General features: G+C 65.9%; 17 protein-coding genes and 3 pseudogenes. 12 read left to right on the top strand and 8 right to left on the bottom strand.

The window, feature by feature from the left end; translation table 11 throughout:
• Window positions 1-5 precede the first annotated feature (5 nt).
• The 3 genes from AC1D1G_RS09085 (at window position 6) to AC1D1G_RS09075 (ending at window position 2256) form a co-directional block, all read left to right on the top strand.
• Window positions 6-281 (top strand): hypothetical protein, encoded by a 276-nt coding sequence (locus tag AC1D1G_RS09085; RefSeq protein WP_280779723.1) that lies wholly within the window; start codon window positions 6-8, stop codon window positions 279-281.
• Between the two features lie 54 nt (window positions 282-335).
• Window positions 336-1790 (top strand): NAD-dependent succinate-semialdehyde dehydrogenase, encoded by a 1455-nt coding sequence (locus AC1D1G_RS09080; protein ID WP_477951781.1) that lies wholly within the window; start codon window positions 336-338, stop codon window positions 1788-1790.
• Between the two features lie 208 nt (window positions 1791-1998).
• On the top strand, window positions 1999-2256 hold the full coding sequence (locus AC1D1G_RS09075) for a hypothetical protein (protein WP_317568614.1): 258 nt from the start codon (window positions 1999-2001) through the stop codon (window positions 2254-2256).
• Window positions 2257-2322: 66 nt separating this feature from the next.
• On the opposite strand, the pseudogene AC1D1G_RS09070 reads toward AC1D1G_RS09075, so the two are convergent.
• A pseudogene (locus tag AC1D1G_RS09070) lies at window positions 2323-3568 on the bottom strand (tetratricopeptide repeat protein); the annotation flags it as partial.
• Window positions 3569-4153: 585 nt separating this feature from the next.
• Here AC1D1G_RS09070 and AC1D1G_RS09065 point away from each other — a divergent pair.
• Both AC1D1G_RS09065 and AC1D1G_RS09060 read left to right on the top strand, forming a co-directional pair.
• Window positions 4154-4582: a MarR family winged helix-turn-helix transcriptional regulator gene (locus AC1D1G_RS09065; protein WP_283351150.1), complete on the top strand. Its 429-nt coding sequence runs from the start codon at window positions 4154-4156 to the stop codon at window positions 4580-4582.
• A complete protein-coding gene (locus AC1D1G_RS09060) occupies window positions 4566-6002 on the top strand; it encodes an MFS transporter (RefSeq protein ID WP_477951780.1) in 1437 nt (478 codons plus the stop codon). The genes AC1D1G_RS09065 and AC1D1G_RS09060 overlap by 17 nt, the downstream gene beginning before the upstream one ends.
• A 160-nt stretch (window positions 6003-6162) precedes the next feature.
• On the opposite strand, the gene AC1D1G_RS09055 is transcribed toward AC1D1G_RS09060, so the two are convergent.
• From AC1D1G_RS09055 to AC1D1G_RS09040, 4 genes are read right to left on the bottom strand one after another with little or no spacing between them, the layout of a single operon-like run.
• Window positions 6163-7359, bottom strand: coding sequence for an acetyl-CoA C-acetyltransferase (locus AC1D1G_RS09055; RefSeq protein WP_283351148.1), 1197 nt, complete (start codon window positions 7357-7359; stop codon window positions 6163-6165).
• A gap of 13 nt (window positions 7360-7372) precedes the next feature.
• On the bottom strand, window positions 7373-7825 hold the full coding sequence (locus AC1D1G_RS09050) for a MaoC family dehydratase (protein ID WP_283351147.1): 453 nt from the start codon (window positions 7823-7825) through the stop codon (window positions 7373-7375).
• Between the two features lie 46 nt (window positions 7826-7871).
• On the bottom strand, window positions 7872-9095 hold the full coding sequence (locus tag AC1D1G_RS09045; RefSeq protein WP_283351146.1) for an acetyl-CoA C-acetyltransferase: 1224 nt from the start codon (window positions 9093-9095) through the stop codon (window positions 7872-7874).
• Window positions 9096-9099: 4 nt separating this feature from the next.
• Window positions 9100-10269, bottom strand: coding sequence for an acyl-CoA dehydrogenase family protein (locus tag AC1D1G_RS09040; protein WP_133985448.1), 1170 nt, complete (start codon window positions 10267-10269; stop codon window positions 9100-9102).
• Between the two features lie 231 nt (window positions 10270-10500).
• Between AC1D1G_RS09040 and AC1D1G_RS09035 the strand changes: the two genes are divergently transcribed.
• Genes AC1D1G_RS09035 through AC1D1G_RS09020 form a run of 4 tightly spaced genes read left to right on the top strand, consistent with a single transcriptional unit; the run spans window position 10501 to window position 13733 of the window.
• Window positions 10501-10851: an AMP-binding enzyme gene (locus tag AC1D1G_RS09035; protein WP_054245945.1), complete on the top strand. Its 351-nt coding sequence runs from the start codon at window positions 10501-10503 to the stop codon at window positions 10849-10851.
• A gap of 22 nt (window positions 10852-10873) precedes the next feature.
• Window positions 10874-12064, top strand: a complete 1191-nt coding sequence (locus AC1D1G_RS09030; RefSeq protein WP_133985452.1) for an acyl-CoA dehydrogenase family protein — start codon at window positions 10874-10876, stop codon at window positions 12062-12064.
• Between the two features lie 14 nt (window positions 12065-12078).
• Window positions 12079-12822: a 3-oxoacyl-ACP reductase FabG gene (gene fabG / locus AC1D1G_RS09025; protein ID WP_009475780.1), complete on the top strand. Its 744-nt coding sequence runs from the start codon at window positions 12079-12081 to the stop codon at window positions 12820-12822.
• Between the two features lie 41 nt (window positions 12823-12863).
• Window positions 12864-13733, top strand: a complete 870-nt coding sequence (locus tag AC1D1G_RS09020) for a LysR family transcriptional regulator (protein WP_005250384.1) — start codon at window positions 12864-12866, stop codon at window positions 13731-13733.
• On the opposite strand, the gene AC1D1G_RS09015 is transcribed toward AC1D1G_RS09020, so the two are convergent.
• Window positions 13673-14566 (bottom strand): LysR family transcriptional regulator, encoded by an 894-nt coding sequence (locus AC1D1G_RS09015; RefSeq protein WP_005265006.1) that lies wholly within the window; start codon window positions 14564-14566, stop codon window positions 13673-13675. The genes AC1D1G_RS09020 and AC1D1G_RS09015 overlap by 61 nt on opposite strands.
• Before the next feature lie 161 nt (window positions 14567-14727).
• On the opposite strand from AC1D1G_RS09015, the pseudogene AC1D1G_RS09010 reads away from it, so the two are divergent.
• Window positions 14728-14952, top strand: a pseudogene (locus tag AC1D1G_RS09010) (GntR family transcriptional regulator); the annotation flags it as partial.
• A gap of 165 nt (window positions 14953-15117) precedes the next feature.
• On the opposite strand, the gene AC1D1G_RS09005 reads toward AC1D1G_RS09010, so the two are convergent.
• Window positions 15118-15828: a TetR/AcrR family transcriptional regulator gene (locus AC1D1G_RS09005; RefSeq protein WP_283351144.1), complete on the bottom strand. Its 711-nt coding sequence runs from the start codon at window positions 15826-15828 to the stop codon at window positions 15118-15120.
• Window positions 15829-15974: 146 nt separating this feature from the next.
• Between AC1D1G_RS09005 and AC1D1G_RS09000 the strand changes: the two genes are divergently transcribed.
• Window positions 15975-17366: an APC family permease gene (locus AC1D1G_RS09000; protein ID WP_477951779.1), complete on the top strand. Its 1392-nt coding sequence runs from the start codon at window positions 15975-15977 to the stop codon at window positions 17364-17366.
• Window positions 17363-18508, top strand: coding sequence for a serine hydrolase domain-containing protein (locus AC1D1G_RS08995; RefSeq protein ID WP_477951778.1), 1146 nt, complete (start codon window positions 17363-17365; stop codon window positions 18506-18508). The genes AC1D1G_RS09000 and AC1D1G_RS08995 overlap by 4 nt, the downstream gene beginning before the upstream one ends.
• Window positions 18509-18600: 92 nt before the next feature.
• On the opposite strand, the pseudogene AC1D1G_RS08990 reads toward AC1D1G_RS08995, so the two are convergent.
• Window positions 18601-19581 (bottom strand): annotated as a pseudogene (locus AC1D1G_RS08990) (amidohydrolase family protein); the annotation flags it as partial.
• Window positions 19582-19596 lie beyond the last annotated feature (15 nt).

Below are 19596 nucleotides of genomic sequence, written 5' to 3'. Positions count from 1 at the left end.
CAGACATGACAACCCTCATCACCCGGCACCGGGTTCGCGACTTCGACACCTGGCGCACGGTGTTCGGCGGGCATCAGGAGAACCGGCGTGCTCACGGAGCCACCGGCCACCGGATCTACCGCTTCGGGAACGACGTGACCGTGATGACCGAGTTCCCGGACCGTGCCTCGGCCGAGAAGTTCCTCACCGATCCCGCGCTCCGCGACGTCGTCGCCCGCGCCGGTTTCGTCGACCCACCCACCACGAGCATCTGCGAACTCGTCGACACCGAACAGTACTGACCAGGCATGACCGCGGCGCACGTCGCCATGTCTTTCACGCTCAGGAGAAACCGAATGATCGACTCGAAGACGCTACTGGCGTCGCTGCCCACCGATCTGTGGATCGGCGGTAAGCAAGTACCGGCGTCGGGCGGCCGCACCCTCACCGTGCACAACCCGGCAGTCGGCCAGGCTCTCGCCGAGATCGCCGATGCGCAGCCGGAGGACGGTCGCACCGCACTCGACGCGGCTGCGGCAGTTCAACCCGACTGGGCCGCGACGCCTGCGCGTGAGCGTTCCGACATCTTGCGCCGGGCATGGGATCTGATCAACCAGCGCCGCGACGAGTTCGCGTTGTTGATGACGTTGGAGATGGGCAAACCCCTGGCGGAAAGCTACGGAGAGGTGACGTACGGCGGCGAGTTTCTGCGCTGGTTTTCCGAGGAAGCGGTCCGGATCAACGGTCGCTACACCCAGTCTCCGTCGGGCAACGGTCGGATCCTGGTCACCAAGGAGCCGGTCGGTCCGACGCTGGCGATCACTCCGTGGAACTTCCCGTTGGCGATGGGCACGCGCAAGATTGCTCCGGCGTTCGCCGCCGGGTGCACCATGGTGGTCAAACCGGCCGCGGAAACCCCGTTGACCATGCTGCTGCTCGGCGAGGTCTTCCGCGACGCGGGTCTTCCCGACGGCGTCCTGTCGATCCTGCCGACATCGAACGCGTCCGCACTGACCACACCGCTGTTCGAGGACCACCGACTACGTAAGGTGACGTTCACCGGCTCGACCGGCGTAGGGAAGGTGCTGTTGCGTCAGGCCGCCGACCGCGTCCTGCGGACGTCGATGGAGCTCGGCGGCAACGCCCCGTTCGTGGTCTTCGACGACGCCGACATCGACGCCGCCGTCGAGGGGGCAATGGCCGCGAAGATGCGGAACGGTGGTGAGGCGTGCACGGCCGCCAACCGCATCCACGTCGACAACGCAGTGCTCGCGGAGTTCAGCGAGAAGCTCACTGCCCGAATGCGAGATTTGAAAGTCGGACCCGGTGATCTCGATGGCACGCAGGTCGGGCCGCTGGTCAGTGAGAAGCAGCGCGCGAGCGTCGCCGAACTGGTCGATGACGCCGTCGGCAAGGGTGCCGTCGTCACCACCGGCGGAAGTCAGGCAGAAGGCGACGGGTACTTCTACGAACCCACCGTCCTCACCGACGTCCCAGCGCAGGCCCGGATCCTGAAGGAAGAGGTGTTCGGACCGGTCGCCGCGGTCATCGGATTCGACGGCGAAGAGGCCGGCATCGCCGCCGCCAACGACACCGAATACGGTCTGGCCGCCTACATCTACACCGAAGGACTCGAACGGGCACTGCGGGTATCCAACGCTCTCGAAGCCGGGATGGTGGGCGTCAACCGCGGCATCATCTCCGACGTCGCCGCCCCGTTCGGTGGTGTGAAGGAGTCCGGGCTCGGCCGGGAGAGCGGCAGCGAAGGCATCGAGGAGTACCTCGAACCGAAATACATCGCCTTCCGGTGACACCGGCGGCCGAGCAACTGCCGAATCCGATCGGCTCCGCCTCGTATTGGAGCGCGCCGACGCGGCTGATCACACCGCCGGGCGCCGCGATGGTACGCAGGCCGGGTCACGGCAGGCGACAGCGCCCTCAGAAGTGCGCACAATAAAGGGGTGCAACCGGCGCGCCCCTCCACAGCACGAGGTAGAGCAGCCGCAGAAGGAGTTCACGATGAATTCGAAGAAGACCGTGGCGGGAGCCGTGATCGCCGGTGCGCTGGGCTTCAGCGCACTGGGGCTCGGCGCTGGCACGGCAAATGCTGATCCATGGCCACAATCGATTCCCGGTATCTCGGCACCCGACGTGGTTCCACCGCCCGGACAGCTGGGGCAGCTGCCGTTCATCCCACCGCCGGGCCGGTTGGGACAGCTACCGTTCGTACCGCCACCCGGCCACTGGGACAAGCCGTGGAAGTGGCTTCCTCAATGACCCCCGACGGGAACTGGTAACCAACATCAGTCGGACCGCGCCGAATCTTCCCGCTCGCCCGTGCGGCTAATCGTGCGCCCGCTCCACGACCCAGGCCGCGACCTGGGTCCGGGAGGTGAAGCCCAGTTTGGCCAGGATGTGCTCCACATGTCCTTGTGCGGTGCGCGGTGAGATCACCAGGCGGTCGGCGATGGCCCGATTGGTCAGGCCTTCGGCGATCAGGTCGGCGACTTGGCGTTCCCTCTTGGTCAGTCGCGTCGACGCGTCGGCGTCTCGTGTGGCGGTGTCGGCCTGTTGCTCGTGGAGGGCGTAGGCGATTGCCGCGTCGAAGCCGAGTTGTTCGCCCTTCCGGTGCGCCACTCCAAATGTTTTGTGCCCGAGCTCGTGCCGAACCTCCTGTTCGCAGTTCTGATGGTAAACAACCAAATTGGAATGTATGACCACAGCGCTACCCACCGACCGCGCCAGTCCTTCTGCGGCTCCCATCAGCGTTGCAGCTCGAACCGCGTCATGCCGCTCGCATGCGATCCAGGCCAACGCCTCGAGGGCGGCTGCAACGACGCGAGGACTGCGCACCTGCCTGGTCAGCTCCAGCGATTGCTCGAGGAGCCCGACCGCGCGATCGGCGTCACCTCCGCCACACGGCAATTCCCAGGGCCCACAGCGAGTGTGACCGGTACATCTTCTCGCCGTATCGTTCCGTAATCGAGAGCGCACGTTCGTGGCATTCGATCGCCTGGTCCGTCCGGCCGGACAGTCCGTAGGCCACACCCAACGGATACAGGGTGCTGACTTCGAGTGTGCGATCCTTTCGTGCCGTGAACACGGCAAGGGCGGTTTCCAGTCGCGAACACGCTCGCGCGAGATCACCGCTGTAGAGGGCCAGCATGCCGTCGGCGCAGTCGACGTAGGCGCGCAGGAGGGGATCACTCGTGTCGGCGGTGCGAGTCCGCGCCTCCTCGACGAGCGCTGTCGCGGCCTGGAGGTCGCCTTGAGCGAAAGCCATTACGCTGTGGCTGTAGAGCCCCTTGATCGAATCCAAGGTGGGCGGGCCGCTCTGGCGGGCGAGCAGCTGGTCGTACCACCGGCGCCCCTCGTTGTAGAGGCCCTGGGAGCTCCAGAACAGGAACAGTGCCACGGCGATGCGCAGGCCGGCGGCGGGGTCGTCGTCGATGCTGAATTCGAGGGCCTCACGCAGATTGGGTTGTTCCCGTTTCAGGCGGGCGATCCACTCGAGTTGGTTGGCGCCGATCCACTCGGTCTCAGCGTCCAGCGCCAACGCCTCGTACCAATCCCGATGGCGGCGGCGCAGCACCTGATCCAACGGCAGCGGGCCGCCCGTCCGGACCCTGGCCTCCAGCGAATCCTGCGGGTGATACGGCATCACGATGTAGGGAAGGCCACTGTCGGTGGCACCGACCTGCAGAATGTTGACAATGTTCGGGTGTCCGGTCAGCCGGCCCATCGCTCGCTGCTCCCGGAAGAATCGGGCCCGGTTCTCCTCGTCGAGTTCGACGGTGAGGACCCTTCACGGCGACAGTGCGATCCAGGTCTTCCTGGGTGCAGCGGTAGACGACGCCGAAGCCGCCGCGGCCGATCTCCTGAACATCGTCGAAGCCCGTGCCGGCCAGCTCCACAGCCGGGGACGGCGGGTACCGCTGCGTGTCGAGCGGATCACCTTCACCCATCGGACGGTCTACTCACTCCGTCGGCTCATTGGTTTCGCGCACTGGTCCCGGCGGCACGACCAGCGCGGATACCACCGTGGACTCACGTCACGATGGCGTCCTCTCGAGGGTATCGCTGACGGTGACCGGCGCGGGCGATCCTTGCCGTGCCGGTGTGAGCCTCCCCATTTAGTCAATTAAATTGATCAATTTGGTTGTACGCTTTGCTCATGATCACCGAACAGGCCACCGCGCAGGTCCTGCGGGAAGCACTGCGCCCGATCTGGCGCCAGCTCACCACCGGCAGGACGATCTCCGTCGGCAAGATCGGTGTGCTCGCCTACCTGTCGAAGCACGGACAAACGTCTGCCTCGACACTCGCGGCTGCCGAGAAGATCAGCCCACAGGCAATCGCCAATGCGGTGCGCGAACTCGAGAGTCTCGGCCTGGTAGCGCGCACACCCGACGAGCAGGATCGACGCCGAATCTGGATCGAGCTCACCGATGCCGGCCGGGAGAGGCTGGCACAAGAGCGGTCGAATGGCCTGGACTGGCTGGAACACGCCATCGCGGAACGGCTGACGAACGAGGAGAAGGAGACGCTCGACTCCGTCGTCCCGATTCTGCGCAAGTTGGTGGACGATGCCCCAGTCGACTGAGTCCACCACAAGTCCCCGATTACTGCCGGCCCTGGCGTATGCCGCCCTGACGACCGCGATCGTCAGTTCACTCGGCATGCTCCTGGTGCCCACGATCTCCCACGACATGCACGTCGAGGTGAGCACCGGCCAATGGATGCTCACTGTCAACCTCCTGGTCGGCGCGGTCGCAACACCGATCATGGGCCGGCTGAGCGACGGCCCCCACAAGAAGCGCCTGCTCCTGTTCTCCCTGACCACGATCCTCGTCGGTTCGATCGTCGCGGCCGCCGCTCCCAACTTCACTGTCTTCCTGATCGGGCGCGCATTGCAGGGACTCACCTACGGGATCGTTCCGGTGACTATCGCCCTGGCCCGCCGCTATCTCCCCGAGAACCAGGCCCGGCTCGGCATCTCCAGCCTGTCGGTGACGGTGACGACAGGCCTGGGACTCGGATACCCCCTGACCGGCATCCTCGCCGACCTTCTCGGGTTCCGTTTCGCTTTCTGGTTCGCGGCGCTGTTCCTGATCACCACCATCCTCGTCGTCTGGCGTGTCGTTCCCGCCGGCCCCGACGAGCAGGCACCACGCAACACCCTCGACGTCCCGGGCGCACTGCTGGTCGGTACCGGACTCGCATCGCTCCTCGTCGCTGTCAGCGAAGGCTCGAGGTGGGGCTGGGGCTCGCCGTGGACACTCGGATTCTTCGCCGGGGCGGCGACACTGCTGACAGCGTGGTCGCTCGTCGAACTGCGCACCCCATACCCGCTGATCAACCTGCGGGTACTGCGCAACAGTGACGTCCTGGTCGCGAACAGCACCGCGATCGGCCTTGGCGCCGCGATGTACATCGGACTCTCGATCGGCAGCCTCATCGCCCAGGCGCCCACCTCCACCGGATACGGCATCGCGCTGCCCCTGTTCTGGGCCGGATTCGTGATGCTTCCCCTGTCGGTGGCAAGTTTCGGCGCGAACCGACTCGTCCGCGCGGTCTCGCACCGGATCCGCATGAGGACTCTGCTGCTCGTCGGTGCAGGCCTCGTGACGGCCTCGAGCGTGCTCCTCTGGGTCGCCCACAACGCGCTGTGGGAAATCCTGATCGGGATGTTGGGGTTCGGGGCCGGAATGGGCATGACCTACGCGGCGATGCCGGCTCTGATCGCCCGCAGCGTCGCCGACACCGAACTCGGCAGCGCCGTGAGCTTCAACCAGGTGCTGCGCACCGTCGGCGGTTCGTTCGGCAGCGCCCTCGCAGGTGCGGTGCTCGCGGCGAACCTGGCACCGGACCTACTTCCCACCGAAAACGGAATCCGGCTCGCTCTCGCCGTGGGTGCCATCGGGTGCGCGGTCGTCTTCGTCGCACTCCTCGTCAATCACGTGATGTCGCGTCCGCCGACCCCGATGTCGGAGCCGGCGGACGCGCGTATCAGTCGGCTATAGGGCGTGTTTCCCGATCCCTCTCGGATGCACCTGGCGAAACAATCGTCGTCCGGCAAGGCGGAGGAGAAGCCGATACCGCGGTTGTATCGGCGCCGACGACAACGCAGCAGGACGGCGATTGGGCGCCAGGAGCGCCGAAATGGGGATCGGGAGACACGACCTACGCACCTTCGACGATGGCGGCCATTCCCTGCCCGCCACCGATGCACATCGTGAGAAGCGCCTTGCCTCCGCCCCGTCGCCGCAATTCATGCAGCGCGGTGGTCGTCATTCGTGCTCCGGTCGCGCCGATCGGGTGTCCGAGCGAGATCCCGGACCCGTTGACGTTGAGGCGGTCCCGATCCTCGAAACCCCACTCCTTCAGGACGCCGAGCACCTGGCACGCGAAAGCCTCGTTCAGCTCGATCAGCGTGAAGTCGTCGAAGCTCGCGCCCGTCCTCTGGAACAGCTTCGACGCCGCCGCGACCGGTCCGAGGCCCATCAGTGCGGGTTCGCACCCGGCTGCGGCCCACCCGGTGAGGAAGCCCAACGGCTCGAGCCCGAGTTCGTCGAGTTGATCCTCGGCGACGACGAGCATCGACGACGCCGCATCGTTCTGCTGACTCGCGTTGCCCGCGGTGACGACGCCGTCTTTGAGAGCACTCCGCAGGCGTGCCAGGGTCTCGGGCGTGGTTTCGGGGCGGATGCCCTCGTCCCGGGAGACGACGGAGACGTTGCCCTTCCGGTCGGTGATCTTCACCTCGATCACCTCGTCGTCGAACTTGCCTGCCTCCCAGGCTGCGTGGGCCTTCGCGTGGCTCTCGGCTGCGAACGCGTCCGACTCCTCACGGCCGATTCCGCACCGTGCCGCGACGTTCTCGGCGGTCTCGATCATTCCGCTGATCTTCCCGAACCGCCATTCCGGCTGGGAGCGTTCCCGCCCGCGGTCGAGGCGGTCGTACAGGTTCAGCGATCCGGCGCGGGTGCCCCAGCGGGCACCGGTGGTGTAGTGCTCGATGTTGCTCATCGACTCGACGCCGCCGGCGAGCACGACGTCGGCCGCGCCGGTCTGCACCATCATCGACGCGGTCACGAGGGCCTGCAGGCCCGTGCCGCAGCGGCGGTCGGTCTGCAGTCCGGCGACGCGGATCGGCAGTCCCGCCTCGAGGGCCGCCCACCGTCCGATGCACGGGGCCTCGGAGTTGGCGTACGACTGGCCCATCACGACGTCTTCGATGAGGATCGGGTCGATCCCAGACCGTGCCACGGTCTCTTTGATCACGGTGGCGGCCAACGTCTCTGCCGGGACGTCGCGCAGTGCTCCGCCGAAACGGCCGACCGCGGTGCGGACGGGGGCGACCAGTGCTGCTCTACGCATGTTGTTCCTCGTTTCAGGAGACCAGGACGCGGACGGTCTCGGCGACGCACGCCGGCTTGTCCTCACCCTGGATCTCGATGGTGTATTTGACGACCAGTTGCGCGCCCTGGTTGGTGCGCTCGAACGACACGATCTCACCGCCGGCCCGCACCTTCGCCCCGACCTTCACCGGCTGGGGGAAGCGAACCTTGTTGAGGCCGTAGTTGATCACCAGCTTCACGCCGTCGATGCGCATGAGTTCGGCGCCAAGTTTCGGCAGCAACGACAGCGTGAGGTAACCGTGGGCGATGGGGGCCCCGAACGGGCCCTGGGCGGCACGCTCGGGATCGACGTGGATCCACTGGTGGTCTTCGGTGGCATCGGCGAACCCGTTCACGCGTTCCTGCGTGATCTCGAGCCAGTCGCTGTGGCCGAGATGTTCACCGACTGCGGATTCGACGTCGTCGATTCCCTGGAATACGCGCATGACACTCTTTTCGGGTCGGCCCGATACCGGGCGGAAGTGGAAACGGCTAGATGTTGACGTTCTCGAACACGGCCGCGATGCCCTGCCCGCCGCCGATGCACATCGTCTCGATGCCGTAGCGGGCCTGGCGGCGATCCAGTTCACGAAGCAGATTGGCCAGGATACGACCGCCGGTGGCGCCGACGGGGTGGCCGAGGGAGATTCCGGATCCGTTGACGTTGAATCGGTCTCGCATGTCGGACTCGTCGAACTTCCACTCCCGCGCGCACGCCAGCACCTGCGCCGCGAACGCCTCGTTGATCTCGAGGAGATCGATGTCGTTGAGGGTGAGCTTCGCCCGGGTGAGGGCCTTGTCGACGGCGGGGACCGGGCCGATGCCCATCCGGTTCGGCTCCACTCCGGCGACACCCCAGCTGACGAGCCGGGCGAACGGGCGCAGGCCAAGACGTTCCGCGTTCTCGGGGGTGGTCACGATCGCGGCGGCGGCCGCGTCGTTCTGACCACAGGCGTTGCCGGCGGTCACGGTCGCCTCCGGGTCGACGCGTGACCGGATGGGCCGCAACGCCGACAACGACTCGGCCGTGACATCGCGGCGCGGGTGCTCGTCGGTGGTGACGACGACGTCGGGCTTCCCGCGCTTGCCCGGCACCGTCACCGGGATCGTCTCGGCGTCGAACAGGCCACCGTCCTGGGCGCGGATCGCACGCGCGTGGGACTCCGCGGCGTACGCGTCCTGCTCCTCGCGGCTGATCGAGTACTCGCGGCGCAGGTTCTCCGCGGTTTCGATCATGCCGCCCTCGACGGGGAAGTTGACGCCGCCGGAGTTGGTGCGGGGCTTGGCCAAGCGATCGTGGAATTCCACCGACGCACCCTTGACGCCCCAGCGCATTCCGGTGCTGTAGAACTCGGTCTGGCTCATCGACTCGGCGCCGCCCGCGATCACCAGATCGCTCATTCCGGTCTGCACCTGCATGGCCGCGTAGATCACGGCCTGCAGCCCGGAGCCACAGCGGCGGTCGAGCTGGATGCCGGGCACGGTGACGTCGAGGCCGGCGTCGAGCGCAGCGATCCGGCCGATGGCCGCAGCCTCGCCGTTGGCGTAGCCCTGACCGAAGATGACGTCGTCGATGTCGTCGGACGTGATCGACGTCCGTTCGATCAGGCCCTTCAACACCGTCGATGCGAGGGTGGTGACGGGGATGTCGCGGTACATGCCGCCGAATCCCCCGACTGGGGTGCGGACGGGTTCACAGATCACTGCTTCGTACATGGGCTCAGAGCGCTTTCTTCGCTTCGCGGACGAGGCCACCGCCGATGATCAGACGCTGGATCTCGCTGGTGCCCTCGTACAGGCGCAGCAGGCGGACCTCACGGTAGATCCGTTCCACCGGAACGTCTCTCATGTATCCGGTGCCGCCGTGGACCTGCACCGCGAGGTCGGCGACCTTGCCGGCCATCTCCGTGCAGTACAGCTTCGCCACGGACGGGGAGATACGACGATCCTCACCGCTGACGTACTTCTGCGCCGCGTCCCGCACCAGCGCGCGGCCCGCGGACACGCCGACCTGCTGGTCGGCGAGCATGGCCTGCACCAACTGGAAGTCACCGATCGGGGTGCCGCCCTGCTTCGTGACCGCCGCGAAGGCGACGGACTCGTCCAGCGCACGCTGAGCGCTGCCGACGGCGAGTGCGGCGATGTGCACGCGGCCCCGGGCGAGCGACGTCATGGCGGCGCGGTAGCCGGCCTCCTCGCTGCCGCCGACCAGGGCGGTTTCGGGGACGGTGACGTCGTCGAACGCGACCTCCGCGGTCCAGGCACCCTCCTGGCCCATCTTCTTGTCCTTCGGCCCGACCACGACGCCGGCGGTGTCGGCGGGGACGAGGAACACCGCGATGCCGGTGCCGGTCTCGTCGGCGGGACGGGTGCGGGCGAAGACCACGAACAGATCGGCCAACGGCGCGTTGGTGATGAACCGCTTGGTGCCGTTGATCGTCCACTTGCCGTCCTTCAGGACGGCGCGGGTGGTCAGGCCCGCCGGGTTCGACCCGGCCTCCGGCTCGGTCAGCGCGAACGACGCGACCACGTCACCGGACGCGATGCGCTCGAGCCATTCCGACTTCTGTTCGTCCGTACCGAAATTCACCAGCACCTGGCCCGCGATCCCGTTGTTGGTGCCGAACATCGACCGCAACGCCAGGCTCGTGTACCCGAACTCCATGGCCAGTTCCACGTCCTGCGTGAGGTCGAGTCCGAGCCCGCCCCACTGCTGCGGGATGGCGTACCCGAACAGACCCATCTCCGCCGCCTTGCGGCGAATGTCGTCCGGAATCAGGTCCTTTTCCGCGATTTCATTTTCCCTGGGAATTACTTCCTTCTGAATAAAGGTTCTCGTCTGCGCGAGAATGTCCTTGAAGTCTTCGTCACTCACTTCGCGTTCAGCCATGAAGGTGAATATCCAGCAACCCGGCCTCGCTGTCAAGCGAGTGCCACGAACGAGAACGCGCAGCGCAGACGGCATTTATGACCCATAGGAAGAGGGAAACTGTCGGTTTCCTACAGCGTCTTTGACCACGGCGGTCCGAGGCACTTCAATAGGTGTCAGTGTCCGGAGGAATTGTCCGGGCATATTCACGAACAATGAAATTTCCCGGCGAGATGGAACTCGATATTCGACATGGTTGGCAGACCCGAGGACGCACTCCTCTACAAGGGCTACACCGTCGATCCGCACGAATTGGAACAGCTGTTGCTGTCACGACGAGGCATTCTCGACGTCGTGGTGGTCGGCCGCTCCGTTCTCGGGGTCGGGGAGATGCCCGTCGCATTCGTGGTGGCAGAAACCACGGCGCGCATCACCGCCGAGGAACTGATCGAGTTCGTGGCGGCCACGGTGCCGCCGTACAAGAAGGTGCGTGAGGTGGTCTTCGTCGACGAGTTGCCCCTGTCCCCACGGGGTGCGGTCCTGCGGTCCGCATTGCGCGACCGCCTGAACGACGTGCACGCCGAGCAGAGTACGGAGAAATGATGAACACGGGACAGGTGGAACAATGACACGACTGGCGCAGACCGCCGGGCTCACGGACACCCAGGGCGAGATCGTCTCGGCAGTGCGAGAGTTCGTGGACAAGGCGATCATTCCGCAGGCGCAGGAGCTCGAACATTCCGACACGTACCCGACGGCGATCGTCGAGCAGATGAAGGAGATGGGCCTGTTCGGGCTCACGATCCCCGAGGAGTACGGCGGAATCGGGGAATCCCTCCTCACCTACGCACTGTGCGTCGAGGAGATCGCGCGGGGCTGGATGAGCGTGTCCGGGGTGATCAACACCCATTTCATCGTCGCGCACATGATCGCGAGTCACGGCACACCCGAACAGAAGGCCCACTACCTGCCACGCATGGCGACGGGTGAACTGCGCGGCGCGTTCTCGATGTCCGAGCCCGAACTGGGTTCCGACGTCGCCGCCATCCGGACCAAGGCGGCCCGGGCAGCGGACGGCAACTACGTGATCGACGGCCAGAAGATGTGGCTGACCAACGGCGGGTCGTCGACGCTGGTGGCGGTGCTGGTCCGCACCGAGGAGGGTGCGGCGAAGCCCCACGACAACCTCACCGCGTTCCTCATCGAGAAGCCCGCCGGGTTCGGCGAGGTGCTACCCGGGCTCACGATCCCCGGGAAGATCGACAAGATGGGCTACAAGGGCATCGACACCACCGAGATGGTGTTCAGCGGCTACCAGGCCGCGGCAGACACGATCCTCGGCGGCGACCCGGGCCGCGGCTTCCGGCAGATGATGGACGGCGTCGAGGTCGGCCGCGTCAACGTCGCCGCCCGCGCGTGCGGGATCGCCCAGCGCGCATTCGAACTCGGCGTGAAATATGCGAAGACGCGGGAGACGTTCGGTTCGCCGATCGCCGAACACCAGGCGATCGCCTTCCGGATCGCGGAGATGGCGACCAAGGTCGAGGCAGCACACCTGATGATGGTGAATGCGGCGCGGCTCAAGGACTCCGGGGAACGCAACGACGTCGCGGCCGGGATGGCCAAGTACCTCGCGAGCGAGTTCTGCTCCGAGGTGACGCAGGACAGCTTCCGGATCCACGGCGGCTACGGCTATTCCAAGGAATACGAGATCGAACGCCTCATGCGGGAGGCACCGTTCCTCCTCATCGGCGAGGGCACCAGCGACATTCAGAAGCAGATCATCAGCCGCGGGCTGCTGCGTTCGTACAACTGAGGAAGGAAGAATCAATGACACTTCTCGAGGGACGGGTCGCCGTCGTCACGGGCGCGGCCCAGGGCATCGGTTTCGAGATGGCCCGGAAGTTCGCGAGTGAGGGCGCGTCGGTCGTCCTCGGCGACATGCACGCCGAGAACGTCAAGGCCGCCGCCGGAAAGCTGGAGGCCGACGGCTTCCAGGCCGTCGCCGTCGCCTGCGACGTGACCGATCCGGATCAGATGCAGAACCTCGGAAAGACGGCGATCGACGCGTTCGGCGCGATGGACGTGTGGGTCAACAACGCCGGCATCACCCGCGACGCGACGCTGCGCAAGATGTCGCTCGCCGATTTCCGCTCCGTCATCGACGTGCACCTGCAGGGCGCGTGGCTGGGCACCCAGATCGCGTCGATCGCGATGCGGGAGGCCGGCAAGGGTTCGATCGTGAACATCTCGTCGATCTCGGGCAAGGTCGGCATGGTCGGGCAGACCAACTACAGCGCCGCGAAGGCCGGCATGGTGGGCCTGACCAAGGCGGCCGCGAAGGAGGTCGCCCACCTCGGGGTGCGGGTCAACGCGATCCAGCCCGGCGTGGTGAACACCGACATGATCCGCGCCCTGCGCGCCGACATCATCGAGGCGAAGCTCAAGGAGGTCCCGATGGGCCGCGGTGCCGAGCCCGAGGAGATCGCGAACGTCGCACTGTTCCTCGCGTCCGATCTGTCCAGCTACATGACGGGCACGGTTCTCGAAGTCACCGGCGGACGTCACATCTGACATCCGGCGGATCGACGGGTCGTACGCAGTAGTCTGCACTGGTGGAGTCGCGTCACGTCGAGTACTTTCTCGCCACCGTCGACAACGACGGCCTGGCGCTCGCGGCCGAGGCCCTGGGCGTCACCAAGCCGTCGTTGTCGAAGGGGCTGCGCAATCTCGAGCGTGACCTCGGTGTCGAACTGTTCCACCGCGTGGGCCGCGGCCTGGTGCTCAGTGCGGCGGGAAAGGCATTCGTCGGTCCGGCGCGGAAGATCGTGCGAGACCTGGTGGCCGCCGAGAGCTCGCTGGTCGACGTCTCGGGACTGCCGCGCGGCCGACTCGACATCTGCGCGTCCGCGCACGTCGCGGAAGGCCCCGTCACGGAACTGATCGGGTCCTTCCGCAAGCAGTATCCCGGCGTGGTCGTCCGGCTCGCCGACCTGCGGCCGGTCGACGTCATCGCCTCGCTGATCCGCGACGGACACTGCGAGATCGCCTTCAGTCATTTCCCTTTCGCTGCAGCCGGATTGACGACGCGCGTCCTCGGAATCCACGAGTACTGGCTGGTGGTTCCGCACGACGCCGAGATCGACTGGCGAGATCCGTTCCCCCTCGATGACCTTCCGAACATTCCCGTGGTGGGGTTGCCCAAGGAGTCGTCGTCGCGCACCGTCATCGAGAAGGCACTGCAGGCCGCTGGGAGCCGGACGATCATGTCGGCCGTCGTCGAGCAGCGGGAAGCCGTCGGCGCGTTCGTCGTCGAGGGCGTGGGAATGTCGTTCATGGAACGCACCCTCGCGGAACGGGCCGCGGTCGGCGGCGCCCGGATCTGCACCCTCGACCCGCCGATCACCGTCCCGTACGGGGTGATCTACGACGAAGCCCGGCTGTCTCCGGCCGGACGCGCGTTCCTCGATACGCTCGCGCCCTGAGCCTCGTCGAGCGCGGCGATGAACGCCGCCGCCGCGGGCGGAAGCGGATCCGGTCGATGGACGAGACCGATGGTGCGCACCTCCGGCGGTGCGAGCGAGCGCACCACGACCCCCGGCAGTTCCTGCTCGGCGACGCGCCGCGGCAGCAGGGTCGCCCCCGCACCCTGGACAACCAGCTCCCACATCGACTGACGATGCGCACACTCGACGGCGATGTTGTTCACCGGCAGTCGTGGCCGCGACCCGATCTCGACGATCATCGGAATGTCGGCAAGCAGGTCGACGGGCACCGGATCCGGTAGCTCGATCGCCAGATCGGCGTGGAGCGCGAGCACGATCTCCTGTTCCCCCACCATCCGGAACTCGAGCCCCTGGTGGTCGACGAGCAGTTCGGTGAGCCCGAGGTCGCACTCACCCGACCGGACCGCGCGGCCCACACCGTCCGGAACGTCCGCCGACACCGTGGCCAGGACCACGCGCGGGTACTGTCGATGAAACCGGCCGACGATCCGCGGAAGCGGGTCGGCGGCAAGAGAATTGAGAACCGCGATCGTGAGGGTGCCGGACCGCAGTTCGGCGACGTCGTGCACGACGGCCCGCGCCCGCTCCACATCGGCGAGGACCTGCCGCGCCGCATGCGCGAACGACGTGCCCGCCGGGGTGATCCGCAGCTTCCGTCCTCCACGATCGAACAGTTCGACACCCAGATCGCGTTCGAGAGTCCGGATCGCCTGCGACAGCGACGGCTGCGCGATGAACAGTGCCCGCGCGGCCTCGGTGATGCTGCCGTGATCGGCCACGGCGACGAGGTACTCGGCGTCCCGGATGTCCACCGCCCGAGTCTAGCGACCACGAAGTGCGCCGAGGCCACGCCGGCCGACGAGATGCGCAACCAAATTGAAGGCCTGCGACCGCCTCATTTCACAAGCTCGCAACCACATTAGAGGCAGATGGTATATCAATCAGTCTCATATCCGGGAAGGTGCGACCGCCGATGCCGCTACATGACAGATCAAGGCGACAGCAACTTCCGGAGGAAGTTGCCTCGTATGTGCGCGAGATGATCATTTCCGGCGACGTGCGTGCAGGCGATTTCCTCCGCATCGAGCGGATTGCCGAAGCCGTGGGAGTCAGCACGAGGCCTGTCCGCGAGGGGCTTCTTACACTCCGGAGCGAAGGCTTCGTCGAGTTGGTCCCCCGTCGAGGCCTCGTCGTGGCGCTGGCAGAGAAAGCCGTCCGATACGAACTGGTCTGCTCGGTAACTGCACCCACAGATGCCGTCGACGTTCTCGCGGTCGTACACGGCTTCCGCGTCCCCGTCGCTCACTACCCCGTCGGTGTTGTGGCGGAACGAACGGTGTCGTTCGAGCCCGCTCGCGATTCGCTAGGCCGACTCGGCGCTCTCGCGCTCGGCGGCCGCCAGCACGGCCTCGACGACCAGATCGTAGATCGTCCGACGATCGATGCCGGTCAGCTCCGTGATGTGGGCGCGGGCCGTCGGATACTCGCCGTCGGGTAGATGCGCGTAGATGCGCGTCCATGACGCGGCGTCCTTCGCCTGGATCTCGGGGTCCAGGGTGGCAAGTACGGCGACCTGCCCGGCGAGCCCGAGCGTGGCGTCGGCAAATGCCCGGTAGTACCGGACCGTGGCTTCGCGAGACAGGCCCGACCGCGCGAACGTCTCGAGGATCAGCTCGACCATTCGGCGCTCTGCCGGACCGCCCGTCGTACGGGCGAACGTCAGCGCCGCGATGGCAGGCGAACGGACCGCGGTCGCCCAGATCCGATCGGCGATGCGCCGCAACGTGTCCTGCCAGTGTTCGCCTTCGGGCACCTCCCCGATCTCCTCGAGTTCGACAGCGGTCGCGTGGTCGTAGACGGCCAGCAGCAACTCGTCCTTGTCGCGGAACAGCCGGTACAGAGTCGTCGCATCGACCTTCAGTTCCTCGCCGAGGCGACGCATAGTCAGCCCGGCGGCGCCGTCACGCTGAGCGAGTTCGAACGCGGCCTTCACCGCGGCTTCCTGCTGCAGCCCCTTGCGTTCACGCCGCGTCGTCCGCGCCGGCGTTGTGGCGCGAGCGGTGTCCTTCGCCATCGTGCTCCCCTCGATCCCTCGATCGATCCACCGTAGCAATACAGCACCCGCGCATCCTGCTGCCCACAAAGTTGTCAACAGCGTTGACAACACCGTCGCAGCGGAGTTTAGTGGTCGTCGCCACAGCACTACTTCAAGGAGTTCGCATGACGGAATCGCGGGTCGCGACAGCGACTGACGAACCACAGTTGACGCCGCGACTGACACTGCCGTCAGTAGTGGCATTCGGGTTGTCCTACATGGCTCCGAGCCTGGTCATGATCATTTTCGGCGTCATCGCAGTCGTCAGTGCCGGCACCGCGCCCACGGCGTTCCTGGTCGCGACCGGGGCGATGCTGCTCACCGCACTGAGCTACGCACGGCTGGCGCGCATCTACCCGGTCTCGGGTTCGGCGTACTTCTACGCCCGCCGCAACCTCGGCTCGGCGGCCGGGTTCCTGGTCGGATGGGCGATCCTGTTGGACTACCTGTTCCTGCCGATGGTCGCGTGGCTGGCGCAGTCGATCCTGCTCAACGCACAGTTCCCGGCGGTTCCCATCTGGCTGTGGATGTTGATCAACGCCGGCTTGACGACGGCGATCAATGTCATCGGGATCGCGCTCGCCGATCGTCTCAACCGGCTGCTGCTCGCCGTCTCCACCTTCTTGGTACTGCTCTTCTTCGCGTACTGCATCAAGTTCCTCGCCGGCAATCCGGTCGCCTCCTACGGCGAACCGTTCTGGAACTCCGACAGCACGGTCGCCGGCATCTCCGCGGCAGCGGCGATCGCGGCGTACTCGTTTCTCGGTTTCGACGCGGTGACCACACTCGCCGAAGAGACCAAGGACGCCGCGCGAAACATCCCCCGGGCCATCATCTGGATCGTCTCGATCGGCGGCGTCATCTTCTTCGTCGTGGCATATGTCATGCAGCTCGTCCACCCCGGCGACATCTTCGACGACGCGCAGGCCGCGTCGTACGCGATGTCGGTGCAGGTCGGTGGTCAGTTCTTCGCCGATTGGACCAACCTCGCGGGAATCATCGCAGGATCGGCATCCTGCCTGGCCGTCCAGCTCAGCTCGAGCCGTCTACTGTTCATCATGGGCCGCGACGGCGTGCTTCCCCGCCGATTGTTCGGAAAGCTCAACGGCCGTACCCGGACTCCGGTGTTCTGTGTGCTCGTCACGGGCAGCATGTGCTTCCTCGGTATGAACATGCCGCTCGAAACCGCGACGGGATTCATCAACTTCGGCGCGTTCACGGCCTTCACCGCGGTCAACCTCTGCGTCATCGTGTACTACCTGCGGAACTACGCCACACGGCAGTTGAGTGCCGTCCACTTCGTGGTCATGCCGCTCGTCGGCGCCGCCGTGACGCTGTACATGATCACCCAGCTCAGCGAGCATGCACTGATCTCCGGAATCTCCTGGTTGGCAATCGGAATCGTCTACCTCGTCTGGCTCACACGCGGCTTCCGCCGGCCGACACCTGAAATGAGCTTCACCCACGAGCAGGCGGTCATCATCGCCGCCGGACAGAGCAGCGAGGCCGTGAAATGATCGATACCAAGTCGTTTGTCAGCCTTGCGGATTGGCAGAGCCCACCGACCAACCGGTACACCTTCGGCCGAATGCGGCAAGTCGTGCCGACGGCACGGGTCGCTGCCGGATCGGCGCCACTGCCACTCACCGACGGCGACCCGCTCGATCTCGATCTCCCCGTCGGCACCGAAACGCTCCGTTCGATACTCGACCGCACCTACACCGACGGATTCATGGTCCTCCACAACGGCACCGTGCGCGCCGAGTTGTATCCCGGAGACCTCGAACCCGGCCGGACGCACATGCTGTTCTCGGTCAGCAAGTCAATCGTCGGAACCGTCGCGGCAAACTTGATCGCGACCGGTCTGCTGGACCCGGAAGCCGCACTCACCGAGTATATTCCGGAGCTTGCGAACTCCGGCTACGCGGGCGCCACTGTGCGCCATATCCTCGACATGCGTTCCGGCATCCGATTCTCCGAAGAATACCTGGAGCCCGGCGCCGAGGTGCGGTACCTCGATCAGGCCGTGGGCTGGATTCCGCGCGTCGACGATTGGGTGCCGCCGTCGCTCTACCAGTTCCTACCGATGCTGAAAGCGGATCGCCCCCACGGTGGCCCGTTCGAATACCGCTCGTGTGAAACGGATGTACTCGGCTGGGTATGCGAACGCGCCGCCGCCGACCGTATGCCGGCGCTGCTGTCGCGGCTCGTGTGGTCGAAGTTCGCCGCCGACGACATGGACGCCGGGGTAGACCGTGCCGGAGCCGTTTTCGCGGACGGCGGCCTCGCCRCGACACTCCGGGACGTTGCGCGATTCGGTGAGATGCTCCGCCGCGGCGGACGCATCGGCGCCGAACAGGTCGTGCCGCTGCACTGGATCGACGATTCCCTACGTGGCGCGCCCGATTCGTGTGAGGCATATTCTCAATCGCCGACCGGAACGCCGCTCCCGGGCGGAATGTACCGAAATCAGTTCTGGATTCCCCACCCCGATCGGCGTGTGCTGTTGTGTCTGGGCATCTACGGTCAGTCCATCTACATCGACGTCGACCGGGGCGTCGTCGTCGTGAAACTGTCGTCCTGCCCGACACCGGTGAACGACGAACTGGACAACGCCGGATTCGCCGCGGCCGAGGCCGTCGCCGCGGCGTTGGCCTGAACGGTCACAACATCAGGGCGTGCGGAGGCCCCCGGTCCACGGCCGCGGGGGCCGCGCACGTCCGCCTGTCCAACGGACGGGATTCGGTAAACACGCCTCGCCGTACGACTGAACAGTGCCGTCCTCTCCGAGGCAGAGCAGGCTTCCGTAACGGACTTCAGCGCGTTCCACAGGGAAACGAATCCGCACGATCGAGCATCCGGCGGAAAATTACTCTCCATCATGCAGCGGTCAGCACCAAACGCCTCCACCGCGGTTTCGACGTATGGGCGCCAGATCTCTGCCAGTTCATCCGAACCGGCCTTGGTCTCCCGACTTTCGAGGCCGAAACCCCAGAAGGGCAGGCCTAGACCACCGATCTTGCAGACGACGTTGGGACGTCGAGCAAGATCATGCAGGGAGTCTCGCCAGCTTCGAAAGATTGCGTTGCTCTCCTCAGCGTTCGTTTCCATGGCTATCGCCAACCCCAGATGGTTCAGGATCATCGTCGTCTCTGGAACGGAGTCCGCCAATCTGCTCAACTCTGGGAGCTGATGGTGGAGGACGGCGGCGTCGAAAGTGAGTTCTCGTTTCCCGAGCTCGCGCAGTCCTGACACGAGTCCTGGGCGGCGGATGAGTCCACTCGGGGGACGGTGCGTGATGTACCGGTACGGCGCCTCCGACGGGTGGTCGATCAGTATCTGTCGCACCCCACGGAAGCGTTCGGGTGCGGTCGAGAGCGCGAGATCGAGAAACTCTCCCGCGGGCTCGCCGACGGTGAGGTCTGCGTAGCCCACGATCGCGGCCGAGACCCGGCAGGGTCCGTAACCGCCGCTGTCACTCATCGCGGCCACGCCGTTGGCGAACTCGACCTCACCAATCGCGCGTAACTGGGCCGGACCGTAGGTGCGTGCCATCGCCTGGGTTTCGACGTACACCGAGGCGACTATGTTGTGCCCCGCCGAGGCGTCCGCCAGATAGTCCTCGAACATGTAGCGCCCGGCCGGGCGGTCGAAGAGGTGGTGGTGCGAGTCGACGATCTCGAGGTCGGGATCGAGAATTGGTTCACTCGTCCTGCCGTTGTGTTCGGTCATAGTGGTTCCCTTTCC

Source organism: Rhodococcus sp. P3_B8 (assembly GCF_056402775.1).
Note: the sequence above shows the minus strand (reverse complement) of the source record. Positions and strands in the feature narration are given on the sequence as shown.

Coding starts and splice junctions, on each gene's coding strand:
- AC1D1G_RS09085 (WP_280779723.1), top strand. CDS start 6: ATGACAACCCTCATCACCCGGCACCGGGTTCGCGACTTCGACACCTGG.
- AC1D1G_RS09080 (WP_477951781.1), top strand. CDS start 336: ATGATCGACTCGAAGACGCTACTGGCGTCGCTGCCCACCGATCTGTGG.
- AC1D1G_RS09075 (WP_317568614.1), top strand. CDS start 1,999: ATGAATTCGAAGAAGACCGTGGCGGGAGCCGTGATCGCCGGTGCGCTG.
- AC1D1G_RS09065 (WP_283351150.1), top strand. CDS start 4,154: ATGATCACCGAACAGGCCACCGCGCAGGTCCTGCGGGAAGCACTGCGC.
- AC1D1G_RS09060 (WP_477951780.1), top strand. CDS start 4,566: ATGCCCCAGTCGACTGAGTCCACCACAAGTCCCCGATTACTGCCGGCC.
- AC1D1G_RS09055 (WP_283351148.1), bottom strand. CDS start 7,359: ATGCGTAGAGCAGCACTGGTCGCCCCCGTCCGCACCGCGGTCGGCCGT.
- AC1D1G_RS09050 (WP_283351147.1), bottom strand. CDS start 7,825: ATGCGCGTATTCCAGGGAATCGACGACGTCGAATCCGCAGTCGGTGAA.
- AC1D1G_RS09045 (WP_283351146.1), bottom strand. CDS start 9,095: ATGTACGAAGCAGTGATCTGTGAACCCGTCCGCACCCCAGTCGGGGGA.
- AC1D1G_RS09040 (WP_133985448.1), bottom strand. CDS start 10,269: ATGGCTGAACGCGAAGTGAGTGACGAAGACTTCAAGGACATTCTCGCG.
- AC1D1G_RS09035 (WP_054245945.1), top strand. CDS start 10,501: ATGGTTGGCAGACCCGAGGACGCACTCCTCTACAAGGGCTACACCGTC.
- AC1D1G_RS09030 (WP_133985452.1), top strand. CDS start 10,874: ATGACACGACTGGCGCAGACCGCCGGGCTCACGGACACCCAGGGCGAG.
- fabG (WP_009475780.1), top strand. CDS start 12,079: ATGACACTTCTCGAGGGACGGGTCGCCGTCGTCACGGGCGCGGCCCAG.
- AC1D1G_RS09005 (WP_283351144.1), bottom strand. CDS start 15,828: ATGGCGAAGGACACCGCTCGCGCCACAACGCCGGCGCGGACGACGCGG.
- AC1D1G_RS09000 (WP_477951779.1), top strand. CDS start 15,975: ATGACGGAATCGCGGGTCGCGACAGCGACTGACGAACCACAGTTGACG.